12 protein-coding genes are annotated in these 17,287 nt (G+C 44.6%); 10 read left to right on the top strand and 2 right to left on the bottom strand.

Going from position 1 to position 17,287, the window contains the following annotated elements; translation table 11 throughout:
• The first annotated feature begins 169 nt into the window (after positions 1-169).
• The 9 genes from K2W90_04475 to mvk all read left to right on the top strand — a co-directional run bounded on the left by K2W90_04475 (position 170) and on the right by mvk (position 9,356).
• Complete coding sequence (locus K2W90_04475) at positions 170-1,435, top strand: hydroxymethylglutaryl-CoA reductase, degradative (protein ID MBY0353591.1); 1,266 nt, start codon at positions 170-172, stop codon at positions 1,433-1,435.
• Positions 1,435-2,487, top strand: a complete 1,053-nt coding sequence (locus tag K2W90_04470) for a hydroxymethylglutaryl-CoA synthase (protein MBY0353590.1) — start codon at positions 1,435-1,437, stop codon at positions 2,485-2,487. The genes K2W90_04475 and K2W90_04470 overlap by 1 nt, the downstream gene beginning before the upstream one ends.
• Positions 2,484-3,635 carry a thiolase domain-containing protein gene (locus tag K2W90_04465; GenBank protein MBY0353589.1) on the top strand — a complete coding sequence of 384 codons (1,152 nt, stop codon included), beginning with the start codon at positions 2,484-2,486 and terminating at the stop codon, positions 3,633-3,635. Before K2W90_04470 ends, K2W90_04465 begins: the two co-directional genes overlap by 4 nt.
• Positions 3,636-3,739: 104 nt before the next feature.
• Entirely contained in the window at positions 3,740-4,288 is a 549-nt protein-coding gene (locus K2W90_04460) for a hypothetical protein (protein MBY0353588.1), read from the top strand.
• A 310-nt stretch (positions 4,289-4,598) separates the two neighbouring features.
• Positions 4,599-5,849: a hypothetical protein gene (locus K2W90_04455; GenBank protein ID MBY0353587.1), complete on the top strand. Its 1,251-nt coding sequence runs from the start codon at positions 4,599-4,601 to the stop codon at positions 5,847-5,849.
• A 24-nt stretch (positions 5,850-5,873) separates the two neighbouring features.
• Positions 5,874-7,205, top strand: a complete 1,332-nt coding sequence (locus tag K2W90_04450; GenBank protein ID MBY0353586.1) for a hypothetical protein — start codon at positions 5,874-5,876, stop codon at positions 7,203-7,205.
• A 16-nt stretch (positions 7,206-7,221) separates the two neighbouring features.
• Positions 7,222-7,674: a hypothetical protein gene (locus tag K2W90_04445; GenBank protein ID MBY0353585.1), complete on the top strand. Its 453-nt coding sequence runs from the start codon at positions 7,222-7,224 to the stop codon at positions 7,672-7,674.
• A gap of 336 nt (positions 7,675-8,010) precedes the next feature.
• Positions 8,011-8,415 carry an OB-fold domain-containing protein gene (locus K2W90_04440; GenBank protein MBY0353584.1) on the top strand — a complete coding sequence of 135 codons (405 nt, stop codon included), beginning with the start codon at positions 8,011-8,013 and terminating at the stop codon, positions 8,413-8,415.
• A complete protein-coding gene (gene mvk / locus K2W90_04435; GenBank protein MBY0353583.1) occupies positions 8,412-9,356 on the top strand; it encodes a mevalonate kinase in 945 nt (314 codons plus the stop codon). Before K2W90_04440 ends, mvk begins: the two co-directional genes overlap by 4 nt.
• On the opposite strand, the gene K2W90_04430 is transcribed toward mvk, so the two are convergent.
• Positions 9,307-9,972 (bottom strand): superoxide dismutase, encoded by a 666-nt coding sequence (locus K2W90_04430; GenBank protein MBY0353582.1) that lies wholly within the window; start codon positions 9,970-9,972, stop codon positions 9,307-9,309. The genes mvk and K2W90_04430 overlap by 50 nt on opposite strands.
• Before the next feature lie 397 nt (positions 9,973-10,369).
• On the opposite strand from K2W90_04430, the gene K2W90_04425 reads away from it, so the two are divergent.
• The gene (locus K2W90_04425; protein MBY0353581.1) at positions 10,370-14,968 is read left to right on the top strand and encodes a hypothetical protein; all 4,599 of its coding nucleotides are present in this window, start codon (positions 10,370-10,372) and stop codon (positions 14,966-14,968) included.
• Positions 14,969-15,031: 63 nt separating this feature from the next.
• On the opposite strand, the gene mvaD is transcribed toward K2W90_04425, so the two are convergent.
• Positions 15,032-17,287: diphosphomevalonate decarboxylase (mvaD, locus tag K2W90_04420; GenBank protein MBY0353580.1), on the bottom strand; the 2,256-nt coding region annotated here is incomplete at its 5' end.

The following is a 17,287-nucleotide window of genomic DNA, read 5'->3' as shown; positions in this document are numbered from 1 at the left end:
ATTATTATCAATGATTTTGATAAAAGAAATTGAAAGCGTGTGGTTTGCTTGGTTTGTATCGGTAGTAGTAACTAATTGACAGAGCGCAAGATATCCATTACCTTTCACGATATTCTTTTTCTTAAATGGCATAAAACAAGCTAACAAAGCTTGCTTGCGTGGTGGTTGCATGAAAAACAGGTGCAGTAGATTTCCCGCTTTTTATAAAAAATCAGTTGAAGAGCGCTTGCAGCATGTTCAAGCCTTTGCCGATCTTACTAATCAAGAGGTTCAGGCCTTGCAGTCTGGCGCTTCTTTGGCCATCTCTCATGCCCAAAAAATGAGTGAAAATGTTGTTTCGGTCATGTCATTTCCCTTGAGCATAGCGACCAATTTTATGGTTAATGGCAATGATTATCTTATTCCCATGGTTACCGAAGAGCCTAGTGTGGTTGCGGCTGCTTCGTACGGCGCTAAGCTTGCTCGTGTTGCCGGAGGCTTTACTGCGCATGGCGGTTTTCCGCTTATGACCGGCCAAATTTTGTTGGCAAGCGTGCCCGACTGTTACAAAGCCTTGCAGGCTCTTAATGCGCACAAAAACGAACTTTTAAGCTACGCCAATCAAGCCGACCCAGTCTTGCTTGAGCATGGCGGAGGGGCGGTAGATGTGGTGGGTCACGAGCTCTTGATCAATAACGAATTGTGCCTCTCAATCAAATTGAGTGTAAATGTGGGCAATGCCATGGGCGCCAACATTGTAAATACCATGGCCGAGCGTATAGCCCCGCTGATCCAAAAAATGTGTGGCGGGCAGGTGCGGTTGTGCATAGTTTCCAATTTTTCTCCCGAGCGCGTGGTGCGTGTTGCTGCAACCTGGAAGCAAGAAATGCTGGGTCAGCCAACCATCGATGCCATGGTACAAGCCAGTGCCTTTGCAGCGGCCGACAGTTATCGTGCGGCAACGCACAACAAAGGTATTATGAACGGCGTTGTTGCTGTGTGCTTGGCAACCGGTAACGATACTCGTGCTGCCGAAGCGGGTGTGCATAGTTATGCCGCTCGCACGGGCAGTTATCAGCCGCTCAGTTGGTATGAAAAAAATGAAGCGGGTGATTTGGTGGGGCATGTTGAAATGCCTCTGGCAGTGGCAACCGTTGGCGGAATTACCAAAAGTCATCCAACTGCCTGCTTAGCACTTAAAATACTTGGCGTTGCAACGGCGCAAGAGTTGGCAGGTGTTGTGGGTGCGGTGGGCTTGGCACAAAATTTTGCTGCGCTGCGAGCGCTGGTAACCGAAGGCATTCAGTACGGCCATATGCGGCTGCACAGTCAAAATATTGCTATCACTGCCGGCGCCACCGGTGCTGCAATTGAGGCTGTGGCCAGTTGTATGGTGCTTGAAAAAAATATTTCAGTTGCGCGTGCGCGTGCGCTCTTGGCGGAAGGGTTTCAATAATGATTGCTGGTATTATTGGCTATGGTGCCTACATTCCGCGCTATCGCATTGCTGTTCAAGAGTTGGCCCGTGCGTGTGGCGATGATCCTGTGCGCATTGCAGAATCTCTTGGCCTGAGTGAAAAATCGTTACCAGGGCCAGACGAAGATGCGCTAACTATGGCGGTTGTTGCGTCAAAAAATGCGTTAACGCGTGCGGCGTGTTTAGCGCCGGCATTGCAAGCAGTTTATGTGGGTAGCGAGAGCCATCCGTATGCCGTTAAGCCCTCAGCAACCATTTTGGGAGAAGTTTTAGGGATTGGTAACAACTACCTGGCTGCCGATTTTGAATTTGCCTGCAAAGGTGGTACCGCTGCGCTGCAAGCAGCCTTGGGCGTGGTGAAAAGCGGAATGGCCTCATGTGCGTTGGCAGTGGGTAGTGATACCGCACAAGCAAAGTCGGGCGATATTTTGGAATATGCTGCCGGTGCCGGCGCTGCTGCATTTATTGTTTCACACGATGTAGCAAATGCCTGTGCGGTGGTTGAGCGCACGCTTTCGTACAGTTCCGATACCCCGGATTTTTGGCGACGCTCGTTGGCCGCTTACCCCGAGCACGAGGGGCGCTTTACCGCGCAGCCTGCCTATTTTGCGCACGTTGTCGCAGCAACACAAGCCTTACTTGCCCAGCACAATTTGCAACCACGTGACGTTGATCATGTTATTTTTCATCAGCCCAACGGCAAGTTCCCGCTCATGGTTGGACGTCAACTTGGTTTTTCTCGTGAGCAACTGGCGAGTGGCTTGTTGGTTGAAACGCTGGGAAATTCGTACAGTGCCAATTCATTACTGGGTTTGACCGCGGTGCTCGACAGTGCTAAGCCACATCAAACAATTGTACTAGTAAGTTATGGCAGCGGTAGTGGTTGTGATGCGTTTGTGATTAAAACAACTGAGCAGTTGGTGGTGGTACAAAACAAAGCGCGTCAAACGCGTGCGTATCTGGCCGAAAAAAAATATGTTTCGTATGCAACGTATTTGCAGCATCTCAAAGCTTTGCACGGTGATGCATGAAAGTTGCCGTTATTGGCATTGGCCAAACAAAATTTGGTGAGTTGTGGCACCAGTCGCTCAGCGATTTGCTGGCACATAGTCAGTTGGGAGCGTTGAGCGATGCCGGTTTAGCGGCACACCAAATTAATGCGTTGGTGGTGGGCAACATGTCTGGCGAAAGTGCCGCAGGGCAGTTGCATCTTGGTGCGTTGGCCGCACACGTGTTAAATCTTAATGTGCCCAGTGTGCGCGTTGAGGGTGCCTGTGCTTCCGGTTCGCTGGCGTTGCAGCAGGGCATGGCGCTTATTCAAGCGGGCACAGCTGAAGTGGTGCTGGTCAGCGGTGTAGAAAAGTTGACCGACGTTGATGCCGGCGTGCTGGCAACCAGCATGATTGGTGCGAGCTTGCAAGAGGCCGACCATTTTGTGGGTCTTACCTTTCCCAGTCTTTTTGCGCTGATTACGCGCTTATATTTTAATGAGCATGGCATTACGCGCAGCGACCTTGCGCATGTGAGCGTTAAAAATCATAAGCATAGCGCACTCAACCCCAACGCTCATTTTACCAAAGAAATTACCTTAGAAACGGCGCTCAATGCGCCCATGGTTGCCGACCCGTTGGGTTTGTTTGACTGTGCGCCCATTACCGATGGCGCTGCATCGCTGATCCTTTCAACGCCGGAATTTGCCCAGCGAGCTGGCATAAAGCCGGTCTTTATTGTTGGCTCTGGTGTGGCAACTGATTCGTTATTGTTTGGCGAGCGAACCGCACTTACTTCTTTTTCTGCTACCAAAACAGCCGCGCAGCGCGCGTACCAGCAAGCAGGCGTGGGGCCGCGCGATATCAATCTTGTTGAAGTGCACGATGCCTTTACTATGGCCGAGCTTATGGCGCTTGAAGATTTGGGCTTTTTCCAGCCTGGCCAAGCTGCACGTGCTACCGCGCAAGGCATAACAACGCTGGGCGGCGCTTTGCCGGTCAACATGTCTGGCGGGCTTAAGGCCCAGGGACATCCGGTTGGGGCTACTGGTTTGGCACAAGTTATTGAGCTGGTTCGGCAGCTACGCGGTGCGGCCGCTCAGCGCCAAGTAGCCAATGCCCGCACTGCTCTGGCACACAATATGGGTGGTATTGGTTCAACGGTTGCTGTGCACATTCTTGCGGTTTGAAAATTTTTTGCTTTTTTTTATTGTCATTTTTTTTTAAAGCGCAATAATATATCCCACCGATTTTGGTGTTTTTTTAAAATTATTTTTTATGGTGAGGGTTTTTTATGAGCTTGTTCAGGTCTGTTTTTGTCTTATTTGCGTTTGCTTTTAGCGTGCCGGTGTTTGGTGGGATAGATGATTATTCTCATATTCGTGGTCTTAGACCTGTTTTTTTGAGTCCGCATAGAGATAACCCAGACATGCAAAAGCTTTTAGCCTTTGATGTTGACAAAGCATTGAGTGAGCAGGTGTGTATAGCAAAAGACGAACAAGGGCCTTTTCCCTATCATATCATGAAGGGTTGTGGCTATTTTGGCGAAGATGTTGGTGTTCCCTACCACCTTCCCATCCAACTATCTGAATCTGAAACCTATGAAATTTGCTTGAGCGGCCGGCCTTTTCAAGAAGCATTGCTTATTTTAAAGCTTGAGCAATTGAAGAGAGAGAACCATACTGAAGTAACGTTGCACGAAACCTGGGTTGTTACGTATCGCCGCTTGAGTGCTGTATTGAAGAATTATTTTAATGATATTAAGATAAAGTTTTCTTATGGCCAAGAACATATCTTGGACAGTGGTGCCACAGTTGATAGTGGTTTCTGTCATATTCTTTAAAAAAATAGCGCTTTATTCACTAAAAATGAGCATATTTTAAAAAAGTATGCCCATTATAATTTTTTAAAAGCCGATAATTCATCTTTTTACCCGTTTTTTTACTATAAAAAGACGGAAATTTTGGTTAATAGTGCCAAAATAAGCCTTGCGGATGGCGGTTGCCATTTTTTAATTTTTCGGTATAATTAATTTTATATCTGAAAATATATTATTGATTATGCCCGTCGACGTTAACAACTTTGACGCGGCATCCACCCTTTTAAGCATAATCGCGCCGTAGCTTGCAGAGCGAAGGCGGATGGAGGTTATTATGAAGTTTTTTAACTACGGTTTATTAGTACTTTCTTTGGGGCTGAGTGCATCACTTTTTGGTGCGGCAAGTTCATCGAAAGATCGAGAAATTGAAGAATTAGCGACGTTTTTTGATGCTTTTTGTTTGGACGATAGTGAAAAGCAGTCTGACTCTTCATCGCGCCAACTCATTGTGTATCAGCCACCAGTAGTGCCTGTTTCAGCTTCGTTATCAAGTTCGTTGAGTGTTGCGCGTCGTGAAATTTATGTGGTTATTTTTCGCGATGCCAGTATTCTTAGCGGTTCTTACCATGAGGTTGCTCAATCGTGTGCAGCTGATCGCGATAATGTTGTTGCTGTATTAGTTCTTGATGTGGATACAAAAGTTCTTTGCGGTTATGGCATTGCACCAGACGGTAAGATTGCTACCAGGAAGATTGATGTGGCTACCGTGCCACAGTCTGCTTTGGGTGCGATTATGGGTTATCATTCGCATGAAAACATTTTTCAAGTAGCAGCGCAATTTTTTAAAAATCAAACATTTTCTCATTATCAAGATGGGGTTTTGATACCTTCGCGTGCTCAAACCAATCTTTTGAAATATCGCAATGTTTGTTATGGAGCTCAGATTATTCCATCAGTAACATCGACCGCACTTATTATGTATTCGCCAAAATATTCGCCAACAATTCAAACGAGCAAGCGTCTTGATGTGCATGACTGCGAGTATGGCGAGAAACGACTTGAACAAGACAGCAGCACTAAGCGGCATCACAGCCGCACATCACACGCCGATTGTGGCGATGAATACAGTCGCAATGTTTTTCAACATTTAGAAAGATTATTTCTTGGTTTATCTGGGCCGCACACTCCTGTTCTTACCTTTCATGCGCCAACAGAACCTTCTGAGCGTAAGCATGAAGTACTTTTTGAGCGAGAAGAAGAACAAGGAAACGAAAAGCGACGCCGTAGACCCGTTCATGATTATCCAGAGGAATTTGCTGATTTCATGAGTTTTCTAAATGAGCCGCAAACGTCGAGTCCAAGTTCTTCAAGTGTTTTACAATCATCATCATTCTCTTCGTCTTCTTCTTCGTCATCATCATCTTCTTCACACGCGTCAAGAAGTTATGATTATGAAAGTAGTGATGATGAGAATAGTGATAGTGATACAACAAGAACAACTCCTGTTGCAAAGCGTACACAGTCGAGTGATTCTACAGGAAGAAACTCAAGCTCTTCATCAACTAAGCGAACAACGCGTAGATAAAAAAATTGATCAAAAGAGGTTATTATGAAATTTTTTAATTACAGCTTATTATTGCTTTCGCTTGCTTTTGGTGCGCCACTTTTTGGTGCATCAAGTTCAAGCTCTTCGAGTTCAAGTTCGTCAAGCTCAAGCGCACGTTCATCGTTGCATGATGAGAACGATGACTTTGTATCATTGTTTTCTTGCTTGACTCTTATTCCAAGCGAGCACGATGCATTTGCCGGGAGACTTGTTGCTTTTCTTCAAGAAATGTTTCAAGAAAGAGTTCCAAGTACAAAGCCTGGTTTGCATGATGTTATGATATTTTTAGGAAAAAAAATAAATACCATGACGGGTGAGCAAAAGCAAAAATTTGCCGAATGTATAGTTTCATCAATATCGTTGGATAAAAATTTTGACGCATTAGAACGTATGCATGGCGCGCTCATGTCTTGTTTTGTGAAATTGCATCCTAGGTTTAGCCATTCTTATTTTCAAGAGTATTATTGCTCCAATTTTTTACCAAGTAAGAATTATAGTATTGGAAGAGCTACTGATAAAACAACGCAAATATCATTAGACGGTGGTGAAATTGTAACAATCAAACCAAGCAGTCACATTAGAGATCAGATTCTTTGTCGTCCTGAGGGGGTTTACACCATCGCAATAGACGGCAAGGTTATTAGTTTTTGGTCGAAACGTGGCGACCTGGTTCGTGAATTTCCTGCTCCACACGCAAAAAGTGCTCAAAGTGTTCTTGAAGATGCTTGTACAGGAGAGGTTGTTATTCGGTTTGGTGATGGATCTGCTCTTGTAATTCCTAGAAATATTTCGTTTAGGCATCTTGTGCTGCGCATAAAGATTGAACAGGCATTACAAGCTGGAGTGACCGAGTTGGTATTGCATGATTCATGGAAAGAAGTTTTTGATGAGTTACATTTGGCAATTCGGCAAACGTGTAAGGGACTTTCTTTGTATGTTGGTTATGTTGAAGGGGCTCCGGTTGAGCATGAGCTTGTTTTTTCAAGTAAAAATAAGCGTGGACAAGAAAGCACAGACTCATTAATCAAGCGGCACTGTGATATAGATCATGAGCCAAAAACTATCATGGTTGAGTCTGAAACCTTAAGTTTACCGACTTCGTCAAGTTCTTCGTCTTCAACTTCAAAGCGTAATCGCTCTTGTGCTTATGATGGTGTTGATATGCAAAGTGAAGAAAGTTTTCGTCTTGATTTATTTACCATGCTTTTACCATCGGTGCCAACAAGTGCGCCATTACTTTCGCCATTTATTCAGGCAAGCCCTGAGAGTGATAGCGATAGCGATGATGCAACAAAAGATCTACGAGTTGTGCGTAAACGCGGTAATCGCGAATAATATTTTTGGAGGAATTATGAAAAAGCACTTATTGATACTTTTACTTTCGGTTAGTTTTGTTGCATCAGCGACTTCATTGTTTGCTGCTGCGAGTAGTTCAATCTCACGTCATCAAGATCGTACGCCTTCTCCTGATTGTGATTCACAAGAATCGTTAGAGTCTGAACAGTTTCCTGTTTCAGCCGAAGACGTAAAAAAGTCTGGAGAGTTGTTTGATAAGAAATTGGCTGAGTTGGAAGCTCATTGGAAATTTTTACAAAAGAATCGTGCGTATATTGCAAATTTACGACGAATACAACGTGATTTTCATGAAAAACGAAGAAAAGAACAAGAAGAAAGAAAAAATCGGGTTCCCTATGAACTTAGCTCAGATCCTAATCATCCTCTTTATGATACGACAGATATCAATTACAATGATTCTGATGAAGAGGGCGTAGTAACGTACGGTTCTTCGTGCTTACTTTTTTAGTATAATTTTTTAGTTTATTGTAAGAGCTCATGAATTATTTCATGGGCTCTTTTTTTTGTGTGTGCGTGGTATACTTGCCCTTCGAGACGCCTGTCTACGCTATCCTTCTACGCCCTACGTGGCTACGAAGGACAAGAAAGCTTCGTCAGGCTCCTCAGGGCGAACGGATGAGAGTAAGATCTTTTTATTTTTTTGAGACTCGTTTTTTTTGCTATAAGTTCTGTGTTAAGAGTAAAAGTGTTGGTTTTTCCCGTTCTCCCTGAGGAATCCGTCGTAGCTCGAAGAGCGAAGTCGGATGTCTCGAAGGGTCGAAGGGTCAACACGAAAGGGCTTGTCATGTTCAGCAACAGTCCAATTATTAATTGGCGCTTGTACCCACAGCGCTACCGCCTTGAAGGCACGCAATGCACGGTGTGCAGTCAAAAATTTTATTTAAAAAAATATCTTTGCCCGTGCGGCAGTATCACGTTTCAACCAATCCTTTTGCGCCATCAAGCAACGCTGTTGTCATTTACGCAGGTAACGCACGCACCGCGTGAGCACAAAATGTATGAGCCGTACTGCGTTGGGTTGGTGCAGCTGGTCGACGGCCCACGCATTATGACGCAACTGGCCGATGTTGATTTTGAAGAGTTAACCGTTGGTATGAATTTGGTTGCGGCGCTGCGCAAATATTATGTTTCAGGTGCCAACGGGATTATTCATTACGGCCTTAAATTTGTGCCGGAGTCTCGTGCATGACGCAAGGCGGGTACGGTAAAATTATTGTGTTTGGCGAGCACTTTGTGGTGTACGGCCTGCCGGCGCTGGTGTTTGCGCTACCGCAACAAACGCGGGCGCATGCAAAAATTATTTCGCAACCTTCATATGTCGTTGACCAACGCGTGTTTGCGCACCCGTCGCTTGTCTGCTCGCCAGAGCAACTCACTCGTTTCTTAACAGCACTCACTACTTTTTTTAAAATTTCCTACCAGCTTGAAGTTACGCTTTCTGGCGATTTAGTGGTTATGTCGGGCGGTGTTGGCTCCAGCGCTGCTGCTGCTGTGGCAACGGTGCGTGCACTTAATGACACACTCAATCTTAATCTTGACGAGTGCGCCGTTAACAATGCGGCACTGCAGGCTGAAAAACTAGCACACGGTAACCCGAGCGGTATTGATAATGCTGCGGCAACGTTTGGGGGCTCTTTTGTTTTTGAAAAAGAAAAAGGGCGGACGAGTGTGGTGCCCGGTACAACGCTGCACTGCGTGTTGATCGACAGCGGCATGCGCAGTCAAACAAGCACCGTGGTTGCAGCTGTTCAAAATTTTCGCGCAACGCAACCACACAATTTTGAGCGTTTGTGTCGTGATTATTCTAAGCTTTTTACGCTTGGTCTGCGTGCCTGCCAGCAAGGCAATCTAACTGCGTTGGGCATGTGCATGAATATGAACCAACAGTTTTTACGCCAGCTTGGTGTTTCTAATGCTCATCTTGAAAATATTATTTCTTTAACACTTGGCGCTGGCGCGCTTGGTGCCAAAATTACTGGCGCTGGTGCTGGTGGTGTGGTAGTTGCACTGACAAAAAATAAGCAGCAGCAACACAACGTTGCTACTGCTTTAAGATCGCACGGTTATTTTGTGACGTGCTTTACTTTTGCATTGCCTTTGCATAATACTCAGCAACTTGTTGCCAGTTGATCACATTCCACCACGTGTTAACGTAGTCTATGCGCTTATTTTGATATTTCAAATAATACGCATGTTCCCACACGTCCAAGCCAAGCACGGGAATTAAACCTTCCATGATTGGGTTGTCTTGGTTAGCGCTTGAAGTGACCACCAAATTGTTGTTACCGTCAACGCATAGCCATGCCCAACCGCTCCCAAAACGTGTCTTTGCGGCTTCAATAAACAATTTTTTAAAATCTTCAAATGAACCAAATGCGTCGTTAATTGCTTGTGCCAGTTTGCCGTCTGGTTGTCCGCCGCCCTGTGGAGACATAATCAGCCAGAACATTGAATGGTTTGCATGCCCACCACCATGATTTTCAACCGCTTTTTTTAAACTGTCTGGCAAGCTTTCAAAGTGTGCTAACAAATCAACTAGTGATTTGTTTTGAAATTCAGGGTGCTTTTCAAGCGCTTCGTTCAAGCTGTTGATGTACGCTTGATGGTGTTTGGTGTGGTGGATATTCATAGTTGCTTCGTCAATGTGCGGCTCAAGTGCGTTGTAGGCATACGGCAGGGCTGGCAATGAATACGGATACCTTTGCTCGACAAAGGTGCGGGCCGCCCGTGTAGCTGTTTTTTGCATGCTGGTTTCTTGCGTTCGGTGGAAGTAAAAAAGCACTCCCGCGCCAAAAATGACAATAGCAATGCAGTAATAAAATAATGACATTTTAAAACTCCTAAATTTGGGTTAAAAGGGACTATTTTGCGGTCTTTCAGTCTCGGTCTAGGCTACACCAAGAATGCAGTTTCGAGAAGAGTTGGCCGCTTGACTAGGCTTGCGGGCACGGCCGTTTAGGTGAAAACCCTCAAAAAACGCTAAAAATAGCCATTATTTTCCTTCTTTATCTTACATATTTTAAAATTCTGTTAGAATATTAACTAAGGCTCAATAAAGCCAAAAAGAGGTTATAAAGTTATAAAATAATCGCCCGTCTACGTTACCCGCTTCCGTTAAAACTACGGCGCGGCAGGAGGTTATCATGAAGTTTTTACGTTTACTTTCCACAGTTCTTACATTCGCACTGTCTTTGGCAACAACTGCCCAGCCTGGTAATGTCAAAGATATCAAAGGCACCTGGCACATTTTAAAGCCTGAACATCGAGCAACCTTGTCGCTGGTACCGGGCGCGCTGGGCATTGAAATGCGCTACATCGAAAAATTGTACCATTTTGGTAACCCAGACGATGCAACGGTTCAGTTGATTAAAAAACTATTTAATGCACCTCCTGGTGGTTTTGCTCCAGCGCAAAAAGATATTCCCGCTCGGTTCTTTTCAATTGGAACCGTTGGTAGTTTGTTAAACACGCTTGAATTGCATAAAAATGCTGACGACCAAACGCGTGTTGATGCCTTGGTACAAGCCCTGGTCAATGACATCGATTTCCAAAATGCATCACCACGGTTCAGTAATTTAGCAACTGATTATCCAGAATATTTAGAATACAAACGATTAATTGCTGAATGTACTCAGCCAAAACTTGGCACACTCAAAACGCAAGCTCAAAATATTTCCAAGCAAAATTTTAAAAAGAATACAAAAATTGTCGATATCATAGCGGCATTAAAAGGGCGCCAAAGTACTACTGGCTTGCAAGAGGCCGGCCCAAGTTCTGGCTTTCGTTCAAGCTCTAGTTCTAGCTCCAGCTCGAGTTCATCTTCAGCTGCTGCCGTTTCAGCAACCGTTGTTGACGATGTAAGACCTGTCAAGCGTGGTCGTGAAGATATAACGCCGGGTCCTTCACAATATGCATCGTCAAGAAGTGAAAAACGCCACCAAACAAGTAGCCAGCCAAACATTGAGCAACTGGTTACCGAATTGAGTCAGTACGCACGCCGTGATGAATTAGTAACCAAATTTAGAGGCAGTGTGTACAAAAAGCTTGAAGAATTTGCACAGTTGCTCGTTAAAGCTTGTAACGAATGCTTACCGGTAACTACTTCATCAAGCTCCAGTTCAAGTTCGTCATCCAGTTCTAGCTCAAGTTCATCTTCTAGCTCTCGCTCATTAGTACACGTTGATGACTTTGTGTATCGGCCTTACACCACCCAGCATGCATTGCTTGCCTTTGCCTACAAAAAAGCCAATGCAAAAAGCGACTTTGTACCCTATTTTGAAAAAATAGATAAACAATTTTTTCTTGATGACGTTAGTTTCGACCAAGCGTGGCAAGAGGACGTTTATCAAGAAGGTGCACACGCAAAGCTGCACGAAGAATTTATAACAAAATTTGCACGCAAAGACGGCCAAGAAATTTTTGAAATCTGTGCTGGCGATGCTTTTGCTGACGTGCTCTTGACAGAAGCAAGGCGCCAACTTTATGGCAAAAGTATCCCGGTTTTGCCCGAAAACAACGGAGCATATTTTGAGACTTTTTGGGTTGCTGACTGCGTAGAAACAACCATTCGCAACTTGTGTAACGTAGTTACGTATGATCAAAAACTTGGAACATTTGGCAATAATGTTACCGGCCTTACTTATTCTGATGCACTCAATAATTTTTATAGCATCGAACGTAATCGCTTAGAAAGTGCAACTAATACCTTGGAAGTGCGCCAAGACTGGGGCAACATGGTACAAAATTTGCCGTACATTATCTACGGCCGTGCCAAGCTGCCAACTGATGATAGTTTTTATTTTGCATGCCCAGAGAATACTTGCGGCTTTATCAAACTGAATGGCATAAAAATTCCTGAAGCATTAAAAGCTGATGTAACTGACATTACACTGGTACCACGTGGCCATGATGAAAACCCAATTCCTGGCGATAACCCGCACACGTTTGAACAAATGACGATTAATGGGTCTTCGTATGTTCTTATTGATGGTGATGACTACCACCTCTTTGAAGTTATGCCATCAATAAAAAATATTGTCATCATGATGAATCAATTCTTTAATTTAGATCTGTTTTCTCGAGTACCTGGTCAAGCAGTAAGTTCAACCGCACCAGCAGCAAGCCTTGAAGCTGATTTTTTTAAGCCAGATTTTAACTCAACATCATTTAGCAAAATGTGTGAAAAGTTGGACTGGGGCGTTGAACGCGATGTACTTACTCAACTTGATAATGAACAGATACCAGAATTACGTTTTAACCTTACCAAAGGTAAAACAGCTTCTTTTACGTTGTGCATTAGGCCCGGCCGACATGCGTATGCCGAACGGCTGCAAAACTCTGTGCCGTTGGTTACACATCAACAATCTCTGCAAAATTACCTTGACGATCAAGTTCAAAAGCAAGCAGATTCCATGGAAACACTTCTTTTTGATCTTTACAGAACAGAGATATCAACTTATGGATTCATTAAATTGTATTGCTGCTTTGCGCAAAACCTTTTCAGTGGGGAAACAAAATCCGCCGTTATTACGCAGATTATTCGATGCATAAGAACTACCAGCCCTGCTCATGTTTCATTAGCCAGTCAATTAATTAAGATATTGCCAGTAGCTGCAGACTTTCAGGCACAACGGGCCATTGCTGAATATTTTAAACAAAATGAAGGTTTTACTCAAGCAAATAAAGATAATAAACAACTCAAAGAGGCTGTCGCGCATTTGGTAAAACAAACGAATGAGCATATAAATATTGCCGTTAAATTTCAAGTTTTTGGAAACTTAGTACCAGCATTAATTGCTCTTGATTTAAAGACAGAGCTTAAGGATGTTGCTACATTTATGGCTATGCAGAGTTCGAATGGAGAGAATTACCAAAGACGTAAAAATGCATTAAGTTTCTTGAAAGATTTGGTTGAAAATAATCAAGAGGTAGCTTATCAAGCTGCTATTGACGCGGCAGTTGCCACTATTACGAGTGTCTTTCCAAGCGTGAATTTGTTTCGCTCGTGTACTGAGGCAATTAAGGATATTAGAGAACATGGATTGGCGATTTTCCAAGTTTTTTTTAGAAAAGGGTATCAACCAGCATTTAAGGTAGCTACTCAAGTTGCAGCTGTCAATATATCGCATGCTGATTATGGCGTTAGAAAGTCTGCATTATCTCTGTTCAAAGCACTTGTTGAAAAAGGTCATGCACCAGCATTTGAACGGGCTACTCAAGCAGCAGCTGACAATATCTCGCATGCTGATGATATGATTGGATATTCTGCATTATCTCTGTTCAAAGCACTTGTTGAAAAAGGTCATGCACCAGCATTTGAACAGGCTACTCAAGCAGCAGCTGCCAATAGCTCGCATTCTGGTTATAGTGTTAGAAAGTCTGCATTTGATCTGTTCACAGCTCTTGTTGAAAAAGGTCATGCACCAGCATTTGAACGGGCTACTCAAGTAGCAGCTGACAATAGCTCGCACGCTGATAGTGATGTTAGAAATTCTGCATTATTTCTGTTCAGAGCACTTATTGGAAAAGGCTATGAACCGGCATTTGAACGGGCTACTCAAGCAGCAGCTGCCAATAGCTCGCATTCTGGTTATGGTGTTAGAAGTTCTGCATTATCTCTATTCAGAGCACTTGTTGAAAAAGGTCATGCACCAGCATTTGAACGGGCTACTCAAGTAGCAGCTGACAATAGCTCGCACGCTAATAGTGATGTTAGAGATTCTGCATTATCTCTGTTCAAAGCACTTGTTGAAAAAGGTCATGCACCAGCATTTGAACAGGCTACTCAAGCAGCAGCTGCCAATAGCTCGCATTCTGGTTATAGTGTTAGAAGTTCTGCACTAGATCTGTTCAAAGCACTTTTTGAAAAAGGTCATGCACCAGCATTTGAACGGGCTACTCAAGCAGCAGCTGCCAATATCTCGCATGCTGATGATATGATTGGATATTCTGCATTATCTTTATTCACAGCACTTGTTGAAAAAGATCATGAACCAGCATTTGAACGGGCTACTCAAGTAGCAGCTGACAATAGCTCGCATGCTGATGATATGATTAGAGATTCTGCATTATCTCTGTTCAAAGCACTTGTTGAAAAAGGTCATGCACCAGCATTTGAACGGGCTACTCAAGCAGCAGCTGACAATATCTCGCATGCTGTTTATAGTGTTAGAAGTTCTGCACTAGATCTGTTCAAAGCACTTTTTGAAAAAGGTCATGCACCAGCATTTGAACGGGCTACTCAAGCAGCAGCTGACAATAGCTCGCATGTTGATGATATGATTGGATATATTGCATTATCTCTGTTCATAGCACTTGTTGAAAAAGGCTATGAACCGGCATTTGCGGCAGCTACTCAAGCAGCAGCTGACAATGTCTCGCATACTAATTATAGTGTTAGAGATTCTGCATTATCTCTGTTCACAGCACTTTTTGAAAAAGATCATGCACCAGCATTTGAACAGGCGACTCAAGCAGCAGCTGACAATAGCTCGCACGCTGATAGTGATGTTAGAGATTCTGCATTATCTCTGTTCAAAGCACTTGTTGAAAAAGATTATGCACCAGCATTTGAACGGGCTACTCAAGCAGCAGCTGACAATAGCTCTCATGCTGATTCTGGTGTCAAAATAGCTGCAGAAAAACTCTTGGAAGCTTTAGAAAAACATGAACAGCAGCTAAGTGATTCAGTAACATCAAGCAGTCAGCCAGTAGAAGCAGAAACATTGCAAGATGATGAGTAAAAATTAATCTTGAGAATTTTTTTAGATAAGGGGTGGGCCTAAAAACCTACTCCTTTTTTAATTTTATAAAGTTATATCTTCAAGGATTTCAATTCCCAATTTCAACCAAGAATCTTTTATGTGCTCTTCAATATTTTTTTCAAAACAAACGGCAATACCGCAGTCCCCACCGCCAGCACCAGAAAATTTGGCCCCAGCACCAGCTTGCTGTGCGCTGGAAATTAAAGCCGTGAGTGCAGGTGTTTCAAGTTGAGTGTCAGAAATTTTAGACAAAATGGACAGCATTTTTTGTTGGTTATTAAGCAAACTAATGATCATTTCTTGATCATTTTTTTCAAGCATTTTTGCGAGTATTTGTACATTGTAATTCGCTGCTTTGCACCACGCGTTGTATTGATCCGGCTGATTATTTTTGAAATTAGTAATGCGCTGGGCAAGCTGAGTTGTTGACGCACTTGCTCCGGTAAAGCCAACGCACAAGCGTAAGTTTGCTGGGAGTGTGATTGGTTGGATGGCCAAGTCTTGCCAGGGCTGGCGTACAATATCTGTTATTTTTTTTGTTTCTTGTGTAGCAAGCCATGCAGCATCAAAACGTTGGTAAAGTATTGGTTGTGCAAACGTTGAAGCAGCGATGTCAAAACCGCTGCCTATTTTTTTTTGTGCGTGGTAGTGGGCTAGTGTTGCGAGTTTGAAAACGGTGAGTCTTGGCCCTTCAACCCAGCTTCGCCCGACCCGTTCGACAAGCTCAGGGCGAACGGGCTTCGCAGGGTACTGCAAGTTTTTTGCCTTTAGTCCCGAGCATCCTGATCCCTCGACTAGGCTCGGGACTAAAGGCCCTTCCCGCCTGCCCTGAGGAAGAACTCGCAGAGTTCTGTCTCGAAGGGTCGAAGGACGAGGGATCAGGACGAACGGAGGCAAAAACGCATGAAACTCGAGCAGCGCACGCGTTATGCCAACACACACGGCGGCACTGCTGCCAAAACCAACTTTCTGTCCCTTAAAAAAAAACTGATCAGTGTTTACGCTGAGCGCGAACGGTTTGAGAGCGATATTGTTTTCATGCAAAAATTGTACGGTTGTTTGCAGTGCTGCGCGCGCTATGTTTAACGTTGGATTGTCTGATTCAAGTGAGAGCATGCCGTTGTGATAATTTATTGGTACGTTAAAAGTGCATAGCGTTGGTGTGCTGAATGTTGGCGCTGGTGCGGGTTGTATCTGGCACACGGCCAAGCGATTGACGGGCAGGACAATGCACTGGTTGCCTGGTTCAAGCACGCTCCATTCGCCTGCCAGCATGAGTTTGCCTGGGACTTTGATGGTATGAATTCCCGTTCGGTTGGCCCCTTCGACAGGCTCAGGGCGAACGGGAGGTGGGAAAGTACTAGTGATTATATTATTTCTGTTATGGTTGTTTTGTTCTTTTCCGATCGCCCTGAGGAATCCGGCGGAGCCCCCGTTTACCCTGAGCTTGTCGAAGGGTGGGGCATAGTCGGATGTCTCGAAGGGTCGAGCAACCGGCTCGCCCGCAACGCGGCACTGCATAATCTGTTTAACTCCCGCCACTGTCGCAACCGCACGTTCAACTGCATCAGCATCTTTTTCTTCACACAAAATTTTTACATTCGGTCCGGCGTCTGTCGTAAAATAACAAGATACACCGGTAGCACGCAGCTGGCGTACCGTTTCAATAACGGCCCATGAGGCATTTGAAAGATAATTGAGTGATGGCGTGGTGTCTTGCATCGCATGGTACATGCCGTACCAGTCTGCTTCTGTCAGTTGACCAACGCGTTCAAGATCGCGTGCAGCAATTGCTTGGCGCATCTGCGCAATGCGCGTTTCAGATTCGGTGCACCATGAACTAAACGATGGGCTGGTTTGCACCGTCAAGCGCATGCCTTCGCGCGAGCTCATTTTTTTTACTGATGCATCAACAACTACCACAATAATGCGCAGCGTTGGCCAGTGGTCGGCGGGAAACAGTTGTTCGGCAAAACAGTCAGTCCCGTTTGTGCGCAAACCTTTGTGCCACACCACAAAGCCGCCAAAGACTGAGCGTGCAGCAGAGCCAGAGCCCAGGCGTGCCAGTTGAGAAAGTTCTTGTTTGTTCAGGTTGAGTTTAAACAATTCATTCAGGCCCAGTGCGAGTGCTGCAAAACCGCTGGCGGAGCTTGCAAGACCTGCCGCGGTGGGAAAGTGGTTGTGCGTGGTAATGCTGACCGGCTGGGAAATAGTGTAACGCTGGCGCACGTGCTCAACAAATTGCAAAACTTTTGCTGCAAAATTTTTTCCCGCTTGTTCGGGTGCAACAACACAATC

It is taken from the genome of Candidatus Babeliales bacterium (assembly GCA_019749895.1).
In the GTDB taxonomy this organism is placed as follows: domain Bacteria; phylum Babelota; class Babeliae; order Babelales; family RVW-14; genus AaIE-18.
This window is presented reverse-complemented; position numbering and strand designations above follow the sequence as displayed.